This window comes from Pseudomonas sp. COR18 (assembly GCF_048568395.1).
GTDB classification, from domain to species: Bacteria; Pseudomonadota; Gammaproteobacteria; order Pseudomonadales; family Pseudomonadaceae; genus Aquipseudomonas; species Aquipseudomonas fuscovaginae_B.
In genome coordinates this window covers 1,857,442-1,874,736 of the sequence record NZ_CP183808.1, presented here as the reverse complement: position 1 = coordinate 1,874,736, position 17,295 = coordinate 1,857,442, and the positions used below count along the sequence as shown (strand labels likewise).

Below are 17,295 nucleotides of genomic sequence, written 5' to 3'. Positions count from 1 at the left end.
CCCGCTCTCGATGACCGGATAAAGGCAAAATTGGATAAAATCTGAACAGCTGATCTGTTATCGCCAGCAGTTTGGTCGTCGGCGGAAAACTGCCGTCAAACAACCTGACGACCCCGGCTACTCGGGCGAATGGAAGCTGAGGCTGTAGTTCACGGCCTTGGCGCCTGGGTCAAGGATATCCAGGGCGATATGGATCGGGGTCTGGGGCGGCATTTCGCTCTGTTCAGCGAGATCGCCGCCCAGGTATTCACCGGGCTTGAAGCGCCGGCTGGCGATCAGATGGCCGTTGAGATCGGCAAAACGCAGCTCCAGCAGGGGAAACGGCTGCGAAAACGACGCGCGGTTGTAGATGATCGCATCCACCACCAGGGCGCCGTTGAAGTCCGGGTGGCTGCGCACCACCAGGTTGCTGCTCTTGATCCGGGCGATATCGACCTTGGAGGGCACCTTGCAGCCCAACTGTGGGCACAGTTGCTGGAACCACGGCCGGTACTGGTCTTGGCGCGCCAGTTCGTCGAAGTGGTAGGCGACGTACTGGCCGAGCAGCGCGGCGCCGGCGAGCAGCACCAGCAGCAGCCAGAGCAGGCGCTTGCCCCAGGGCGAGCGCCGGCGTTGCCAGTCGAGATGGATCGGGTCGTCCTCGAGGTCCAGCAGCACGTCGTCGTGTGCGCCGACGCCGGGTTCGCTGCGGGCGCGGGCGGGTTTTTTCTGATCGGCGGCGGGTTCATCCGCGTCGTCCTGGTCGGCGCTCACGTGTTCGTGCGGTGTGAGCTCTTCCAGTTCGCTGTCTTCGATGGCCAGGCGTGGCGCCTGGGGCTCGTCGTCCAGGTCGGCGAGGTCGAAGGACAGCGAAGGCTCGGTGCGGCCCGGCTTGGGCTGTTCGACCTTGCGTTCGATCTTGCGCTCGGCTTTCGGGGTCGGCGCTGGCCGCTCCTGATCGTCGTCGGCTATTTCGTCGGGTTCGCTGGCCGGAGCGCTGAACAGGCTGCCGGACCATTGGGTGTCGTCATCGTCGTTGTCGCGCCGGGCGCTGAAGGATTCGTCCTTGCCCGGGTGGTCCTGGCCGAATGAGCGGGCCGGCTGGATTTCCCGCTGTTCCAGGCGGGCCAGCTCTTCGTCGAGATCCAGATCGTCCAGGTCCAGCTCCTGCGCCGTCCATTGCTTCTGGCTGATGGCGCGAGGTGGCTCGGCTGGCGCTATTGGCGCGGCGGGAGGCGGCGATGCGGGTGTCGCCGGTGCCGGGGGAGGGTTGGGGGCGACGGGCGCTGCGGGTGGATTGGCCGCCGCTTCCCGGGCCGCGCGCTGTTCCAGCAGTTGGCGCGCCGCATTGAACACCTGCAGGCACGAACCGCAGCGCACGACGCCACGCGCCACGCTCAACTGGGCATGGCTGACGCGAAAGCTGGTTTGGCAATGCGGGCACTGGGTGACGAAGCTGTCGGTCATGCGGCGATCCGGTTCATGCAAGCGCCCATTCTAGCGCCGACGGCCAGTGATGCGCACCCAGCCGTCGCGATCGGCAATCGGGTCCAGATCGAAGTCCCTGGCATAGGCGGCGGCCACTTCCTCGCCCTGTTCGGCGAGGATGCCGGACAGCGCCAGGCGCCCACCGGGCCTGACCAGGGTCGACAGTTGCGGGGCCAGGGCGACCAGCGGGCCGGCGAGGATGTTCGCCACCAGCACGTCGGCCTGCATCTTTGGCAGTTGCTCGGGCAGGTACAGCGGGAATAGTTCGGCGGCGATATTGTTGCGGCCGGCGTTGTCGCGGGAGGCTTCCAGGGCCTGCACGTCGATGTCGGTGCCGACCGCTTCGCGGGCGCCGAGCAGCAGCGCGGCAATCGCCAGGATCCCCGAGCCGCAGCCGAAGTCGAGAACGCTGCAGTCCTTGAGGTCCTGGCCGTCGAGCCATTCCAGGCACAGGGCGGTGGTCGGGTGGGTGCCGGTGCCGAAGGCCAGGCCCGGATCGAGCAGCAGGTTGACCGCTCCGGGCTCCGGTGCGGCATGCCAGCTCGGCACGATCCACAGGCGCTGGCCGAAACGCATCGGCTGGAAGTTGTCCATCCAGCTGCGTTCCCAGTCCTGGTCCTCGATCACTTCGGTGTGGTGTTCGGGCAACGGGGCACCGGTCAGCAGTTCGAGGTGCGCCAGTACGCTGGCGGCCTCGGTGTCGGCTTCGAATAGTGCCAGCAGGTGGGTGTGGGACCACAGTGGAGTGGTGTTCAGTTCGGGTTCGAAAATCGGCTGATCTTCGGCGTCCATGAAGGTTACCGAAACAGCGCCGACTTCCAGGAAAGCGTCTTCGTAGGTTTCGGCTTGTTCCGGGCTGATGGCGAGGCGTACTTGCAGCCAAGGCATGGCGGGCACCTGTGAAAATGAGTGTGCGACCGGGGTGGTCGCGAGAAACGCGGCAGTTTACGCCAGCGCGATGCTTTGTGGGAGTGGGCTTGCTCTGCTGGGAACGGACCTGTCGGGTTGGAAGCGGGCTTGTTGGCGAAGGTCATCCACCGACTGGCACCTGTGCCTGCGCCGCACCGCTTCGCGGGCAAGCCCGCTCCTGCAGAAAACGACAAGGCCGCTCGAAAGCGGCCTTGTCGTTCGGATCACCGACTCACTGGTGGGCGAGCTTGTGTTCCAGGTAGTGAATGTTCACACCACCTTCGCAGAAGCCTGCGTCACGAACCAGGTCGCGGTGCAGCGGGATGTTGGTCTTGATCCCGTCCACCACGACTTCGTCCAGGGCGTTGCGCATGCGCGCCATGGCTTCGTCGCGAGTGGCTCCCCAGGTGATCAGCTTGCCGATCAGGGAGTCGTAGTTCGACGGAACCTTGTAGCCGCTGTACAGGTGCGAGTCGACCCGCACGCCGTTGCCGCCTGGAGCATGGAAATGCTTGACCAGGCCAGGGCTCGGGATGAAGGTCTTGGGGTCTTCGGCGTTGATCCGGCACTCCAGCGCGTGACCGTGGATCTTCACGTCATCCTGGGTGTACGACAGCGGATTGCCAGCGGCGATGCTCAGCATCTCCTTGACGATATCGATGCCGGTGACCATTTCCGATACCGGGTGCTCCACCTGCACGCGAGTGTTCATCTCGATGAAGTAGAAGCGGCCGTTCTCGTACAGGAACTCGAACGTACCGGCACCGCGGTAGCCGATGTCGATACAGGCCTGGACGCAGCGGGCCAGGACTTCCTTGCGCGCGTTTTCGTCGATACCCGGTGCCGGAGCTTCCTCCAAAACCTTCTGGTGACGACGCTGCAGCGAGCAGTCGCGGTCGCCGAGGTGGATCGCATGGCCCTGGCCGTCGGAAATCACCTGAACTTCCACGTGGCGTGGGTTGGTCAGGAACTTCTCCAGGTAGACCATCGGGTTGCTGAACCAGGCGCCGGCCTCTTCGCGAGTCTGCTTGGCCGCTTCGACCAGCTCTTCCTCGCTGTGCACCACGCGCATGCCGCGACCACCGCCGCCGCCAGCGGCCTTGATGATCACCGGGTAACCGACTTCACGACCGATGCGCAGAGCGGTTTCCGGGTCTTCAGGCAGCGGGCCGTCGGAGCCGGGTACGGTCGGAACGCCGGCGGCGATCATGGCTGCCTTGGCCGAAACCTTGTCGCCCATCAGGCGAATGGTGTCGGCTTTCGGGCCGATGAAGGCAAAACCGGATTTCTCGACCTGTTCGGCGAAGTCGGCGTTTTCCGCGAGGAAGCCGTAGCCTGGGTGAATCCCGGTGGCACCGGTGACTTCGGCGGCCGCGATGATGTTCGGGATGTTCAGGTACGAGTGGGTGGCCAGGGGCGGGCCGATGCAGATGCTTTCGTCCGCCAGTTTCACATGCATCAGTTCCGTATCGGCCGTCGAGTAAACAGCTACGGTCTTGATGCCCTGTTCCTTACAGGCGCGCAGGATACGCAGAGCAATCTCGCCACGGTTGGCGATCAGGACTTTTTCCAGCTTCGCAGGTTTGGACATCGAAGGCACTCCGCGGTTCAAACGATGGTGAACAGCGGCTGGTCATACTCAACCGGCTGACCGTTTTCTACCAGGATGGATTCGATCACACCGCTGGCTTCGGCCTGGATGTGGTTCATCATCTTCATCGCTTCGACGATGCAGATGGTGTCGCCTTTCTTGACGGTCTGGCCGACTTCGACGAACGGAGCCGAGGTTGGCGACGGGGTGCGGTAGAAAGTACCGACCATCGGCGACTTGACCACGAAGCCGTTCAGCTTCGGTGCGGCGGCAGCTTCAGGCGCGGCAGCGGCGGCAGCTGGAGCGGCCGGCGCGGCGGCTGGGGCCGGAGCCTGTACCGGTGCGGGCGCGTAGTACTGCTGCGCCGGGGCCTTGCTGTGGCGACTGATGCGTACGGACTCTTCGCCTTCCTTGATCTCGAGCTCGTCGATGCCGGACTCTTCCAGCAATTCGATCAGTTTCTTAACTTTACGGATATCCATGAATCGTCAACTCCCAAGGGTCGGTCAGGGGCGTTTATCGCTTGTCGTTCAAGCTGTTGCCAGTCTTTCAAGCTGCTCTAGGGCGGCCTCCAAGGCCAGTCGGTAACCGCTGGCGCCAAGGCCGCAGATCACTCCTACCGCGACATCGGAAAAGTAGGAGTGATGGCGGAAAGGTTCGCGTTTGTGCACGTTCGAAAGATGCACTTCGATGAATGGGATGCTCACTGCCAGCAATGCGTCACGTAATGCGACACTTGTATGTGTAAAAGCTGCCGGATTGATGATGATGAAGTCCACGCCTTCGTCTCGGGCGGCATGGATCCGATCGATCAACTCGTACTCGGCATTGCTTTGCAGATACATCAGATGGTGCCCGGCCTCCCGGGCCCGGCGCTCCAGGTCCTGGTTGATCTCGGCCAGCGTGACCGCGCCGTAGACGCCCGGCTCGCGGGTGCCCAGCAGGTTCAGGTTGGGTCCGTTCAGGACCAGTAGGGTCGCCATCGGCTGTTTCCTTGTCATCGGTGCGCAGGTGTCAATGCGCGCCGACTATGCCGCAAAGGGCCGGCGACTGTCCAGTTGACCGCAATAGCCAGCACGATGTCCGATGTTCGCGAAAAGTTTGTGACTCATATACGAAAACCGGTCATTCACGTTCAGTGCCGGTTCGGCGACGTTGCCTACAGGGGCTGACCAGAGGTTCATGGAACGACCGGCCGGACCGTGAGAATACCCTGTGCGGGCATGGAGAAAATGGCAGGCCTGCCTGCTCAGACGCGGAAAGCCTGCACCGCCGTATTCAGCTGTTTACCCAGTTCCAGCAGTCGCTCGCCCTGGCTGCGCCCTTCGCCGATGCGCAGCAGATTGTCCTCGCCCAGTTGGTGGATACGTTCGCTGTGGTCACGGATCTCGCTGACCGCGCCGCTTTGTTGGGCGGTGACGTCGGCGATGCGTACCGCCGTGTCGGAGATGGTCTGGATCGCCCCGACGATTTCATCCAGCGCGCCGTCGGCCGCCTGGGCCTGGTTGGCGGTGGCCTCGGCGTGTTCGACCTGGGCGCGCATGCCTTCCACCGATTCACGGGCGGCGCTCTGCAGCCCGGCGATCAGGGTCTGGATTTCTCCGGTGGCACCGGCGGTGCGCTGGGCGAGCGTTCGCACCTCTTCGGCGACCACCGCGAAGCCTCGGCCCATTTCCCCGGCGCGGGCGGCCTCGATGGCGGCGTTGAGCGCCAGCAGGTTGGTCTGGTCGGCGATCGAGCGGATCACCGTCAGCACGCCGCCGATGGTCGCCGATTCCTCGGCCAGGTGCTCGATCATCTGCGCGTTGCCCTGCACCTCGCCAACCAGCGCATGCAGGCCGGCCAGGCTCTGGCCGATGACCGTCTGGCCGTGCCCGACCGCCAGGCCGGCACTGCGGCTGGCGTCCGCCGCCTGGCTGGCATCGCCGCTGACCTGCTGGATGGTCGCCTCCAGTTCCCCCAGGGCATCGCGGATCTGTCCGGTGTCGCCGGCCTGGCGTTCGGCGCCGCTGTGCAGGCCGCGGCTGAGGTCGGCCAGGGTACGGCTGCTGCCGGCGACCTGCTCGGCGTTCTCGCGAATGGTGCCCACCAGATCCACCAGGTAGGCGCGCAGGCGATTCAGCGAGGCTTCGATATCGTGCAGTTCGCGGTTGGTCCTGCCCAACTGGATGTCCCGGCTGAAGTCGCCTTCGGCCCAGATCGAAAGAGCCGGGGCGAGGTTGGTCAGGACCCGGGCCAACTTGCGCTGCAGGGTGTCGATCAACAGGGCGATCAGCAGGATCAGGCCGATCATAGCGCCCTGCATCAGGCGTACCTCGCTCTCGATCTGGCCGTGCTGGGCGCGGACCAGCGGCTCCATGGCGGCGATCGCCTGCTGCACGGCGCTGATTTTCTGGTGGGTCGCCGCCGCCAGGTCGGCTCGGCGCTGGATCTGCTCGCGGGTGCGGGCCAATTCGGCCGGGTAGCGGTTCAGCAGGCTGTGCAGCTCGCGCTTGAGGCCGACGCCGGTGTCTTCGGCCGCAGCCTTCTCGGTGGCCTCCAGGCCCATCATGGCGTTGAAGTCGTCCGCGCCGGACTCACTGCTGGACGTCACGCCGAGCAGGGGCAGGGCTTCCAGCTGTTCGGCCTGGCTGCGGATGCTGGCCAGTTCGCGCTCGACGTCGGCGGCCAGCTCGCTGCGGCCGCTGCTGACCAGCTTGTCCCGCGCCAGCGACAGTTTCGCCAGGTGCGAGGAGGCCGCCAGCAGGGGGGGCAGATAGGCCGCGGCCTCGGGCCTGCTGACGCCGGTGGCGTACCGGGTCAACTGTTCGAGGTTGCCGCCCAGCTCGCGTTCGGCCTGCAGCAACAGGGCCTGTGGATCGCCGGCCAGCTTGCCGGCGGCCAGCAGGTCGGTCTTGCTGAAGTCGTTCAGGGCGGCCAGGCTGGCGCGCAGGCTTTCGGTCATCGACGGCGGCAGGGCGGTGATTTCCTTGTCCATCGCTTCGATGGACTGTCCGGCGCTGCTCAAGCGCAGGGCGTCACCGCTGCCCAGGTAGTCTTCGATATTACGCGCGGCCTGGTTCTGGAACTGCTGCGACAGGCCCAGATAACGTTCCATCAATTGATAGGGGCGCTCCAGCGCCCGCTGCGACCACCAGAGCGTGGCCCCGAGTGCCAGGCAGACGGCAACGAGCAGCAGGGTGTTGAGATTGGTCAGCAACTTCAGGCGCATTCTCGATCCTATCCACGACAAGAGTGGTAAGCGCCTGAATTTATTGCTGTTTAATTACAGCGTTATGACGGACTCCGTCGAATCCGATGAAAAAGTGGCACTTTGCCTCGCTACCTGCACCCGGTTGCGCCCGGCATGCTTGGCCCGGTAGAGGGCTTCATCGGCCTGGCTTGCCATGATCAGGCTGTCGCTGTCCTCCTGCAGTTCGACCACGCCGGCGCTGAAGGTGCACCACAGGTCTTCCGGCTGGGCCGGGTAATGGATTTCCGCGAAGCGCTGGCGGATTTCTTCGAGCACCTTATAGGCCGATTCCAGGTCGGTATCGGGCATGACGATGGCGAACTCTTCGCCGCCATAGCGGCCGATGAAGTCGGTCTTGCGCAGGCGCTGCTTGAGAAACAGCGCCAGGCTCTTGATCACCCGGTCGCCCATGGGATGGCCGTGGCTGTCGTTGACCCGCTTGAAGTGATCGATGTCGAGCATCGCGAAGCTCAGCGGCTTGCATTCGCGGCGGGCGCGGAAGCTGCAGTCCTCGAGCAGTTGCAGGATATGGGTGTGGTTGTAGAGGCCGGTCAGGCTGTCGCGGATCATCCGCGACTTGAGGTTGCGCGCCCGGGCCGCGCGGTTGCGCACGGTGGTGATCAGGTGGCGGGGCTTGATCGGCTTGGTCAGGAAGTCGTCGCCGCCTTCGCTCATGGCGTCGAGCTGCTTGTCCAGGTCGTCCTCGGCGGACAGGTAGATGATCGGCACGCTGACATAGCGGTCGTTGTGGCGGATCACCTTCGCCAGTTCGGTACCGGTGCAGGCCGGCATGTACATGTCGAGGATGATCAGGTCCGGCTGGAAGTCCGCCAGTTCGGCCATGGCCTGGATCGGGTCGATCAGGGTCCGGGTGACGATGCCGGCGCTGTTGAGCAGGCGTTCGGTGTGCAGGGCCTGGGCGCGTGAATCGTCGATGATCAGCACCTTGTACGGATCGTACTGGGCGACGCAGGTCAGCACCTCGATCTTTTCCAGCAGGCTGGAAGCCTCCAGGGTTCCGGTGAGGAATTCCTGGCCACCGGCGCGCACGGCGGCCAGGCGGGTGGGTGTGTCGGTTTCATGCAGGCTGAAAAACAGCAGCGGCAGCTTCTGTTCCAGACCGAGCTGGGCTTCGGCCGCCAGGTGCAGGCCCATGCCGCTGCCGCTGAAGTCGACGTCCATGACGATCGCGGCCGGCAGGCGTTCGGCCATGGCCGAGCGAAACGCCGCGACATTTTCCAGCGCCTGGGCGCCGAGGCCGAAGAATTCCAGTTGCTTGGCCAGTCGCTCGGCGCGCTCGTGATCCTGCAGCATCACATAGACCGGCTTGCGCAACGGCGGCAGGAAGGTGTGCTCAAGCTGGTCGCCATGGCGCAGGCCGGTGCGCGACAGGCGCTGCATCAGGCGATTGAGTTCGGTGATCAGGCCGCTGCTGAGACGACCACGGTTGGCGTCGACCGCCTCCAGCGAGCGATGGATGCCATGGGCCAGCTGGACGTGTTCCGGTTGTTCGAAACGTTCGGCGAAACGCAGCAGGCGCAGGTTCGCCTCATTGAGTTCGGACATGTCGCCGCTCGACCATTCGCTGCGCTGCAGGCGTTGCCATATCTCCAGGATCTGGCGGGCCTGGTGAATGACCCGCTGGGCAAAGTGCTGCCTGAGGCGCTCGCGGTTGGGGTCTTCTGGCTCGCTCATATCGGGCTACTGGTTAGACGAACGGCGGAGGAAATAGTGGCTCTATGCTAGCACTTCTGTGGTCGCGGTATATGTGCCATGCGTCAACTTCTCGAATTCATTTCGTGACCCTCTGGTCAGCGTCCGGAGTGACGGAGATGGTCAATTGGGCGGCGCTTGCATGAAGCGTCCCGCAGCCGCTTGATTTATAGTGGGGCGATGGATGGCAACGCGGCCGTGCCTTGCCCGACGAACGCCGGCCTTGAGGCGAATTCGGTTGGACAGGGCACGATGGGCCAGGGTTGTGGTCAACCGATGAACTCAAGTGATCGAAAGGAATAGAGCCATGCTGGACTGGAAAAAACGCGCAGGCAGCGCGCCGGAACGCGCTGCAGAACCCTCGCCGGCACCCCGCGGCTATTTTGCCGGCCTGCTGTTCAGTCGTGCCCTGGCAACCCTGGTCGGGTTGTACCTGGTGGTGACGATTCTGCTCGGCTGGTACTGGAGCCAGGAGCCGGCGCTGTTTCCCGTCCAGCAGAACGCGCAGATGGCCGCCGAGAAGCAGGGGCGCAAGATGGTCGTCGGTTATACCACGGTCGAGACCCTCAAGACGGTGGTCGGTACCCTGCTGAACAAGCCGGGTGGCTATCTCTCCAACGATCGTTTCCCGCCAGGTGTCTGGCTGGACAACATTCCCAGCTGGGAATACGGCGTGCTGGTCCAGGTGCGCGACCTGACTCGCGCCCTGCGCAAGGATTTCGCCCGCTCGCAGTCGCAGTCGGCCGAAGACGCCAACCTGGCCAAGGCCGAGCCGCGCTTCAACTTCGACAACCGCAGCTGGATGCTGCCGTCCAGTGAGGCGGAGTACCAGGAGGGCATCAACTCCCTGGATCGCTACCAGGCCCGGCTGTCCGACCCGAACCAGAACAACGCGCTGTTCTACGCCCGTGCCGACAACCTGAACAACTGGCTCGGCGATGTCGCCACGCGCCTGGGCTCGCTGTCCCAGCGCCTGTCGGCCAGTGTCGGGCGGGTCAAGCTGAACTCCGCGCTGAAAACCGAAAGCGTGGCCCCGGGCCAGGTGCCGCAGGTTGACGAAGAAGTGGTCGAGACGCCGTGGCTGCAGATCGACAACGTGTTCTACGAAGCCCGTGGCCAGGCCTGGGCGCTGTCGCACCTGCTGCGGGCGATCGAGGTCGACTTCGCCGACGTGCTGGCGAAGAAGAATGCGACGGTCAGCGTGCGGCAGATCATCCGCGAGCTGGAAGCCTCGCAGGAGCCGGTCTGGAGCCCGATGATCCTCAACGGCAGCGGCTTCGGCGTCCTGGCCAACCACTCGCTGGTCATGGCCAACTACATTTCGCGGGCCAACGCCGCGGTGATCGACCTGCGCCAACTGCTCAACCAGGGTTGATCGATGAATGTCTCCCCGAACGAGGTGGCGCATCGCGCCGCCTCCGATGCCGAGCTGATCGCCTGGGTCGACGACGACGATCGCCTGCAAGGCAGCCTCGCCCGCGCCGAGTTGCGTGAGCGCGGCCTGATCGGACGTGGCACCTACATCCTGCTGTTCAATTCGGCCGGTGAGCTGTGCGTGCATCGGCGGACCCTGAGCAAGGCCATCTATCCCGGCTACTGGGACGTGGCGGCCGGCGGCATGGTCCAGGCCGATGAAAGCTACGCCGAGTCGGCCGCCCGCGAGCTGGAGGAGGAACTGGGCGTCAGTGGCGTACCCTTGACCGCCCACGAGCGTTTCTTCTTCGACCAGCCGGGCAACCGGCTCTGGTGCGCGGTGTTCAGTGCCGTCTGGGACGGGCCCTTGCGCCTGCAGCCGGAAGAAGTGCTGGAGGCGCGTTTCGTCGCGGTGGATACCGCCGTGGAGGAAAGCGCGCGCAAGCCCTACTGCCCGGACTCCCTGGCGGCCCTGAAGCGCTATTTGCAGGGCGTCGCAAAACCTTCATGAAATGGCGCCGATTGGCTCTTGGGTCATCGGCCTTTTGCCGTTACACTGCGCGACTTTTCAAGCTCAAGCGGCCTGGCCGCCTTGAGTAGCGCTGCCCCTGCCTGAGTGGGGCTTCGCGGTCGTCGCCCGTCATGGCTTTCGACCAGTCTTTCGTCCTCCCAAGAGGATTGCCGGTGGCCAAAAAAGCCGCATCCTTCGCCGCTCTCGGCGGCCTGGTGTTTTCCACCGACGCAGGCCGACATTGCCCCGACTGTAGCCAGCCGGTGGCCGCCTGTACCTGCAAACAGACCCGTATCCCCGAAGGCGACGGTATTGCCCGCGTGCGCCGCGAAAGCAAGGGCCGTGGCGGCAAGACGGTGACGACGATCACCGGCGTGCCCCTGGCCGAAGACGCCCTCAAGGAACTGGCCAGTACCTTGAAGAAACGCTGTGGTACCGGTGGCGCCCTGAAAGACGGCGTCATCGAGATCCAGGGCGACCATGTCGAGTTGCTGCTGGGCGAGCTGGTCAAACACGGTTTCAAGGCGAAGAAGTCCGGCGGCTAGCAGCTTCTGTGAAAACCACCGTGCAGTCGACCCGCCAGCCCGGATGAACCCGGCCTGGCAGTCGCGCCCATGGTTTTCACAGAGCCTGTTCCCGCACAGCCTCTTGGGGGCTGTACGAAATGTTTTCAACGCAGCCTGGGCGAGCGCGGATACATAGCGTACAGAGCCTAAACTCGGAGCTGTATCCGTGGTCTCACACGGATGCAGGCGAATCGTCATTTTCATTCTTTAGACTGCGCACAGCCTGGGTCCAGGCGGCGCTACCTGACTTCTTCTATAGGGGACTTCGATGTCCGTACGACGCACACGCAAAGACGATGGCAGCCAATGGACAGTTGCGGACAGCCGCAGTGTTTACGGGATTCGCCATTGGGGGGCCGGATATTTCGCGATCAATGATGCCGGTCGCGTAGAGGTTCGTCCGAACGGCCCGAACAGTTCGCCCATCGATCTCTTCGAACAGGTCGACGAGCTGCGCAAGAGCGGCTTGTCCCTGCCCCTGCTGGTGCGCTTCCCGGATATCCTGCAGGACCGCGTCCGCCAACTGACCGGCGCGTTCGACGCGAACATCGCGCGCCTGGAATACCAGAGCAAGTACACCGCGCTGTATCCGATCAAGGTCAACCAGCAGGAAGCGGTGATCGAGAACATCATCGCCACCCAGAACGTCTCGATCGGCCTGGAAGCCGGCTCCAAGCCCGAGCTGCTGGCGGTGCTGGCGCTGGCGCCGAAAGGCGGCACCATCGTCTGCAACGGCTACAAGGACCGCGAGTTCATTCGCCTGGCGCTGATGGGCCAGAAGCTCGGTCACAACGTGTTCATCGTGATCGAGAAAGAGTCCGAGGTGGAACTGGTGATCGAGGAGGCCGCCTCCCTCAAGGTCAAGCCCCAGGTCGGCCTGCGGGTGCGCCTGTCGTCCCTGGCGTCGAGCAAGTGGGCCGATACCGGTGGCGAGAAATCCAAGTTCGGCCTGTCGGCGGCGCAACTGCTGTCGGTGGTCGAGCGTTTCCGCACGGCCGGCCTCGACCAGGGCATCCGCCTGCTGCACTTCCACATGGGTTCGCAGATTGCCAACCTGGCCGACTACCAGTACGGCTTCAAGGAAGCGATCCGCTACTATGGCGAGCTGCGCAACCTCGGCCTGCCGGTGGATCACATCGACGTCGGTGGCGGCCTGGGGGTCGACTACGACGGTACCCACTCGCGTAACGCCAGTTCGATCAACTACGACATGGATGACTACGCCGGTGTCGTGGTCGGCATGCTCAAGGAGTTCTGCGACGCGCAGAACCTGCCGCATCCGAACATCTTCTCCGAGAGTGGCCGGTCGCTGACCGCCCACCACGCGATGCTGGTGGTGCAGGTGACCGACGTCGAGAAACACAACGACGACGTGCCGCACATCGAGAATCCGCAAAACCTGCCGGAAACCGTGCAGTGGCTGGTGGAATTGCTGGGCCCGACCGATATCGAGATGGTCACCGAAACCTACTGGCGCGCCACCCACTACATGAGCGACGTGGCCACCCAGTACGCCGATGGCAAGCTGACCCTGGCCGAAAAGGCCCTGGCCGAGCAGTGCTACTTCGCCGTGTGCCGGCGCCTGCACAACTCGCTGAAGGCCCGCCAGCGTTCGCACCGCCAGGTGCTCGACGAACTCAACGACAAGCTCGCCGACAAGTACATCTGCAACTTCTCGGTATTCCAGAGCCTGCCCGATACCTGGGCCATCGGCCAGGTGTTGCCGATCCTGCCGCTGCATCGGCTGAACGAGGAGCCGCTGCGGCGTGCGGTGCTGCAGGACCTGACCTGCGACTCCGACGGCAAGATCAAGCAGTACGTCGACGAGCAGAGCATCGAGACCAGCCTGCCGGTGCACGCGGTGAACGAAGGCGAAGACTACCTGCTGGGGATCTTCCTGGTCGGTGCCTACCAGGAAATTCTCGGCGACATGCACAACCTGTTCGGTGACACCGACTCGGTGAACATCTACCAGAATGCCGACGGCAGCGTGTACCACGCCGGTATCGAAACCCACGATACCATCGAGGACATGCTGCGTTATGTGCACCTGTCGCCGGAGGAACTGATGACCCACTACCGCGACAAGGTCGCCAGTGCCAGCATCAGCGTCAAGGAGCGGACCCAGTTCCTCGATGCATTGCGTCTGGGCCTGACCCGTTCGTCTTACCTGTCCTCATGAGGCAAGGCCGATAGTTCCTCGGAACCAGCCCTTTCAATAAGGGGCTTTTCCTTTGATCGTGTAGGCTTGGTCTGAATCTCGAAAACCCACCCTCTGCGGTGGGTTTTTTATTGCCTAACGGCAAAGTGATGGCTTCATCGCTTCCGTGTTTTGTGTAGGTGATTTCTCTAACGCCTGTTTGCCCCTCTACTCGCTCTTTTCCCTCGGCGAAAATCCCCGGTCCACGTCGGGCCCATGTAGAGGAATATCCATGTTCGATCCAGCCAACCAGCCGTTTTTCCGTCTGGATGTTGCCGGCTTGTCCCGTCCTCTGGCTGTCACTTCCTTCAGCGGTCGCGAGGCGGTCAGCGAGCTGTTCGCCTTCGAACTGGACGTGCCCGACGAGACCATTGGAACGGATCCGGGCAGGCTGATGTACCGCAGTTGTTTTCTGTGCCTGGGGGCCGCCGATCAGGGTATCCATGCACAGATCCAGGGCGTCAACCTGCGTTGTTCCGGCCTGGCTCCGGGCCACTGCCGGCTGTTTCTCGGGCCGCGCCTGGGGCTGCTGGCGCAGCGTCTGCGTCGGCGCCTGTTCCAGCAGCGCACGGTACCGGGGATCATTGCCCAGGTGCTGGGTGAGCACGGCCTGCGGGATGACGCGTTTCGTTTCTCTCTCAAGGCGCGTTGTGTCCCGCGACCGTATTGCGTGCAGTTCGACGAATCCGACCTGGAGTTCGTCCAGCGACTCTGTGCCGAGGAAGGCATCCACTTTCACTTCCAGCACTCGCGGAACCATCATCGCCTGGTATTCACCGATGGGCTGGGTGCCTTGCGGCGGACCCGGGAAGCGCGCTTCTGCCCGGATGACGGACCCGGGGTCGAGGATTTCCAGGTCGCCCTGTCGGGGCGGCTGCCCCGCCGTGGCGGGCGCGGCCAGGAGTTGGCGCAGGGCGAAAGCGATTTGCCGGGGCTTCATTGTGCAGCCTTTATGCCGCTGTCCGGGCATCCCTGCGCGGCGTGGAACCGCCTGTGGCTGATCACGGTGCTTGAGCATCGCGGCGACAGCAGCCCGCGCGAACCCTGGGGGTTGTTCTACCGCAACCTGTTCAGCGCGACCTCCTGGGAGGTGGCACTGCGCACCTCCCGCCGTTATCCGAAACCGCGGTTGTCCGGCCTGTTTCGGGCCCGGCTGGCCGCTGGCGAGAGGCGCGCCAGCCCGGACGGGCAAGTGCGGCTCGCCGTGCAGTTGCTGGTCTTCTATCAGGGCGAGGGGGCCCGGCAGAGCACCTGCCACCTGCCGCTCGACCGCTCGGCGATGGCCGACGCCGATGCATTCGTTGCAGGGCTGGAGGTGGGGACGCCGCTCTGGGTGCGGTTTGCCGATGGCGACCCGGACCGGCCGCACATTGTCGGGCGCGCCGAGACCCGGCAGTGGCAGGCGCAGTCTGCCGGTGACCCGGTATGTGAACTGTTGGGTATGGGGCATCCACTGGTATTGCTGTGCCCCCCTGCAAGCGATAGCCGGTCAGCTTCCTGCGGTTGCCGGGGTTGCCTGCCGTGAACACGAATGCGACATGGCTGCTGCTGGATATCCCCACGGCACCCGGCCTGGTTGCGGCCTTGCGGGAGCGCTATGCGCACTACGAAAGCTACCCGTTGTTCGAGGGTACGCCGTTCCACGGTGTGCGTGACTGGGGGCCGCGGCTGCTGCGACTGGCGGCGGATTGTCCGCTGGCGACGCTGAGCCAGGCCCGGCCCACGGCCTGGGGTGGGCTGTTTCTGCGTAGCCGGGTTCCCGTCCCCGTCCTGTTGGCCCATTTGCGGCAGATGCTGGTGGTGCGCTTCGACGGCGAGCGTCAGGGCGTGGTCAGCTATTACAACCCGCAGACCGCCAGCTATTTTTTCGACGGTGCCGATAGCCGTGAACTGAGCCGTTGGCTTGGGCCGATCAGTCTTCTCTACTGGTACGGCGGCACCTGGGCCGACAAGGCTGCCGGTTGTCTCGGCTGGCAGCAGTTGATCAATCCGCAGTTGGAAGGGGCGGCCCTCGGCGCCGGGGAACCCCTCAGTGCCGCTCAGCAGCGGCGGCTGCAGGTGTGTCTGCTGGAGCGGCATGCCTACCAGTGGAGCCGGGCCAGCGGCCACGATTACGCCAGGACCTGGGGTCATCTGCAGGAGGGCGTCGCCCAGGGCTTTCGCGACAGTGCCAGCCTCGATGACTGGCTATGGTTGCGGGCGCAGTATCCAGCGGCGCCATTTCCATCCGGCCTACCGGGCGATACGCCGGGCGAGCGCCTGGAGCATCTGCGCCAGGCCTGGATGCGGGCGCGGGGCTGACTAGTGCGTCGGGCTGTTGAACCAGCGATCCCGCCGCTGCAGTTTCCAGGCACTAGCGCCCAGGGTCAGGCTGCGCAGCGACATGAACAGCAGGAACGCGATCCACAGGCCGTGATTGCCGTAGCCGCTCAGGATCCAGGCGAAGGGCAACGCGATCAGCACGCTGGCGAGCATCGCGTCGCGCATCTCACGGGCGCGGGTGGCACCGATGAACAAGCCGTCCAGCAGATAACTCCAGACCGCGACCAGCGGCAGCGCGGCCAGGTAGGGCAGATAGCCAAAGGCGGTTTCGCGCACACTGGGGATGTCGGTCTGCAGGGTGATGAACAGGTGTCCGCCGAGCAGGAACAGCAAGGCGAAGCCGAGACTGGCCAGCAGTGACCAACCCGCGGCAACGACCAGCGAGCGACGCAGGGTCTGACGATCCCCGGCACCGATCGCGTGCCCGCACAGGGCTTCGACCGCATGGGCCAGGCCATCGAGGGCGTGCGCGGTCAGCAGCAGGCCGTTGAGCAGCAGGGCATTGGCGGCGACGGTGGCGTCGCCCAGGCGGGCACCTTGTATCGTGATCAGGAAAAACACCGATTGCAGGGCCATGCTGCGGATGAAGATATCGCGGTTGACGGTCAGCAAGGGGCGCCAGTTGCGCCACAGGGCCAAGGCTGCCCAGGCCAGCTTGCCGGGGTAGCTGCGCAGGGCGCCGCCGGTCAGCGCCAGGCCGAGCAGGGCACCGCTCCATTCGGCGACGACCGACGCCCGCGCCGTGCCGACCACGCCCCATTCCAGGCCGAGTACGAACCACAGGTTCAGGGCGATGTTCATCAGGTTGGTGGTCAGCAGGATCGCCAGCGGCGCCCGGGCATTCTGGGTGCCGAGGAACCAGCCGACCAGCGCGTAGCTGGCCAGTGCCGCCGGCAGCCCGAACAGGCGGGTATGGAAGAAGTCCAGGGTCAGTTGCCGCAGTTCGACCGAGGGTTGCATGACTTGCAGCGCCAGATGGCTGAAGGGCAGTGCGATGACCCCGAGAAACAGCGCCAGCAGCAGACTCAGCAGCAGCCCCTGCAGGAGAACCTGCCGCAGCGCGGTCCCGTCGCCGCGTCCGGCGGCCTGGGCGGCGAAGCCGGTAGAGCCCATGCGCAGGAAACCCATGGCCCAGGCCAGGAAAATGTACAGGCTGGCCCCCACCGCCACGGCGCCCAACTGGTGAGCATGGGGCAGGTGACCGATCACCGTGCTGTCGACCAGCGCCACCAGTGGAACGGAAATATTCGACAGAATCATCGGTGCGGCGAGCGCCCAAACCCGCCGATGGGTGGGGCGGTCGCGCCAGTCAGTGAGCAGGGTGGACATGCAGGCTCCTCGCAAGAGCGCGCATTGTAGCCGTCGGTCGCG

The 17,295-nt window shown here is 64.5% G+C and carries 14 protein-coding genes; 6 read left to right on the top strand and 8 right to left on the bottom strand.

Annotated elements, in window-relative coordinates:
• Positions 1 to 117: 117 nt before the first annotated feature.
• The 7 genes from ACM62G_RS08695 to ACM62G_RS08665 form a co-directional block, all read right to left on the bottom strand.
• The gene (locus ACM62G_RS08695; protein WP_419737007.1) at positions 118 to 1,446 is read right to left on the bottom strand and encodes a DUF3426 domain-containing protein; all 1,329 of its coding nucleotides are present in this window, start codon (positions 1,444 to 1,446) and stop codon (positions 118 to 120) included.
• 30 nt (positions 1,447 to 1,476) lie between these two features.
• Positions 1,477 to 2,355 carry a 50S ribosomal protein L11 methyltransferase gene (gene prmA, locus ACM62G_RS08690; protein WP_273822249.1) on the bottom strand — a complete coding sequence of 293 codons (879 nt, stop codon included), beginning with the start codon at positions 2,353 to 2,355 and terminating at the stop codon, positions 1,477 to 1,479.
• Between the two features lie 253 nt (positions 2,356 to 2,608).
• Complete coding sequence (gene accC / locus ACM62G_RS08685) at positions 2,609 to 3,967, bottom strand: acetyl-CoA carboxylase biotin carboxylase subunit (protein WP_054059593.1); 1,359 nt, start codon at positions 3,965 to 3,967, stop codon at positions 2,609 to 2,611.
• Between the two features lie 17 nt (positions 3,968 to 3,984).
• On the bottom strand, positions 3,985 to 4,449 hold the full coding sequence (gene accB, locus ACM62G_RS08680) for an acetyl-CoA carboxylase biotin carboxyl carrier protein (protein WP_017903772.1): 465 nt from the start codon (positions 4,447 to 4,449) through the stop codon (positions 3,985 to 3,987).
• Positions 4,450 to 4,497: 48 nt separating this feature from the next.
• Positions 4,498 to 4,950: a type II 3-dehydroquinate dehydratase gene (gene aroQ / locus ACM62G_RS08675; RefSeq protein ID WP_054059592.1), complete on the bottom strand. Its 453-nt coding sequence runs from the start codon at positions 4,948 to 4,950 to the stop codon at positions 4,498 to 4,500.
• Between the two features lie 266 nt (positions 4,951 to 5,216).
• Positions 5,217 to 6,260 (bottom strand): methyl-accepting chemotaxis protein, encoded by a 1,044-nt coding sequence (locus ACM62G_RS08670; RefSeq protein ID WP_419737501.1) that lies wholly within the window; start codon positions 6,258 to 6,260, stop codon positions 5,217 to 5,219.
• Between the two features lie 972 nt (positions 6,261 to 7,232).
• Positions 7,233 to 8,894 (bottom strand): response regulator, encoded by a 1,662-nt coding sequence (locus ACM62G_RS08665; protein ID WP_054060072.1) that lies wholly within the window; start codon positions 8,892 to 8,894, stop codon positions 7,233 to 7,235.
• Between the two features lie 325 nt (positions 8,895 to 9,219).
• On the opposite strand from ACM62G_RS08665, the gene ACM62G_RS08660 reads away from it, so the two are divergent.
• The 6 genes from ACM62G_RS08660 (at position 9,220) to ACM62G_RS08635 (ending at position 15,903) form a co-directional block, all read left to right on the top strand.
• Positions 9,220 to 10,287: a DUF2333 family protein gene (locus ACM62G_RS08660; RefSeq protein WP_419737006.1), complete on the top strand. Its 1,068-nt coding sequence runs from the start codon at positions 9,220 to 9,222 to the stop codon at positions 10,285 to 10,287.
• Between the two features lie 3 nt (positions 10,288 to 10,290).
• The gene (locus ACM62G_RS08655; RefSeq protein WP_054060073.1) at positions 10,291 to 10,836 is read left to right on the top strand and encodes an NUDIX hydrolase; all 546 of its coding nucleotides are present in this window, start codon (positions 10,291 to 10,293) and stop codon (positions 10,834 to 10,836) included.
• 173 nt (positions 10,837 to 11,009) lie between these two features.
• Positions 11,010 to 11,381 carry a translation initiation factor Sui1 gene (locus ACM62G_RS08650; RefSeq protein ID WP_017903778.1) on the top strand — a complete coding sequence of 124 codons (372 nt, stop codon included), beginning with the start codon at positions 11,010 to 11,012 and terminating at the stop codon, positions 11,379 to 11,381.
• Positions 11,382 to 11,670: 289 nt separating this feature from the next.
• Complete coding sequence (gene speA / locus ACM62G_RS08645) at positions 11,671 to 13,584, top strand: arginine decarboxylase (RefSeq protein ID WP_054062186.1); 1,914 nt, start codon at positions 11,671 to 11,673, stop codon at positions 13,582 to 13,584.
• A 250-nt stretch (positions 13,585 to 13,834) separates the two neighbouring features.
• A complete protein-coding gene (locus tag ACM62G_RS08640) occupies positions 13,835 to 15,127 on the top strand; it encodes a contractile injection system protein, VgrG/Pvc8 family (protein ID WP_419737005.1) in 1,293 nt (430 codons plus the stop codon).
• Positions 15,124 to 15,903 (top strand): DUF4123 domain-containing protein, encoded by a 780-nt coding sequence (locus ACM62G_RS08635; RefSeq protein ID WP_273822259.1) that lies wholly within the window; start codon positions 15,124 to 15,126, stop codon positions 15,901 to 15,903. The genes ACM62G_RS08640 and ACM62G_RS08635 overlap by 4 nt, the downstream gene beginning before the upstream one ends.
• Here the strand turns inward: ACM62G_RS08635 and ACM62G_RS08630 are convergent, their stop codons facing one another.
• Positions 15,904 to 17,253: an MATE family efflux transporter gene (locus ACM62G_RS08630; protein ID WP_419737004.1), complete on the bottom strand. Its 1,350-nt coding sequence runs from the start codon at positions 17,251 to 17,253 to the stop codon at positions 15,904 to 15,906.
• Positions 17,254 to 17,295 lie beyond the last annotated feature (42 nt).

What these genes read in the sequence shown, in the direction of transcription:
- ACM62G_RS08695 (WP_419737007.1), bottom strand. Translation starts at nt 1,446, where the DNA reads ATGACCGACAGCTTCGTCACCCAGTGCCCGCATTGCCAAACCAGCTTT.
- prmA (WP_273822249.1), bottom strand. Translation starts at nt 2,355, where the DNA reads ATGCCTTGGCTGCAAGTACGCCTCGCCATCAGCCCGGAACAAGCCGAA.
- accC (WP_054059593.1), bottom strand. Translation starts at nt 3,967, where the DNA reads ATGTCCAAACCTGCGAAGCTGGAAAAAGTCCTGATCGCCAACCGTGGC.
- accB (WP_017903772.1), bottom strand. Translation starts at nt 4,449, where the DNA reads ATGGATATCCGTAAAGTTAAGAAACTGATCGAATTGCTGGAAGAGTCC.
- aroQ (WP_054059592.1), bottom strand. Translation starts at nt 4,950, where the DNA reads ATGGCGACCCTACTGGTCCTGAACGGACCCAACCTGAACCTGCTGGGC.
- ACM62G_RS08670 (WP_419737501.1), bottom strand. Translation starts at nt 6,260, where the DNA reads ATGATCGGCCTGATCCTGCTGATCGCCCTGTTGATCGACACCCTGCAG.
- ACM62G_RS08665 (WP_054060072.1), bottom strand. Translation starts at nt 8,894, where the DNA reads ATGAGCGAGCCAGAAGACCCCAACCGCGAGCGCCTCAGGCAGCACTTT.
- ACM62G_RS08660 (WP_419737006.1), top strand. Translation starts at nt 9,220, where the DNA reads ATGCTGGACTGGAAAAAACGCGCAGGCAGCGCGCCGGAACGCGCTGCA.
- ACM62G_RS08655 (WP_054060073.1), top strand. Translation starts at nt 10,291, where the DNA reads ATGAATGTCTCCCCGAACGAGGTGGCGCATCGCGCCGCCTCCGATGCC.
- speA (WP_054062186.1), top strand. Translation starts at nt 11,671, where the DNA reads ATGTCCGTACGACGCACACGCAAAGACGATGGCAGCCAATGGACAGTT.
- ACM62G_RS08640 (WP_419737005.1), top strand. Translation starts at nt 13,835, where the DNA reads ATGTTCGATCCAGCCAACCAGCCGTTTTTCCGTCTGGATGTTGCCGGC.
- ACM62G_RS08630 (WP_419737004.1), bottom strand. Translation starts at nt 17,253, where the DNA reads ATGTCCACCCTGCTCACTGACTGGCGCGACCGCCCCACCCATCGGCGG.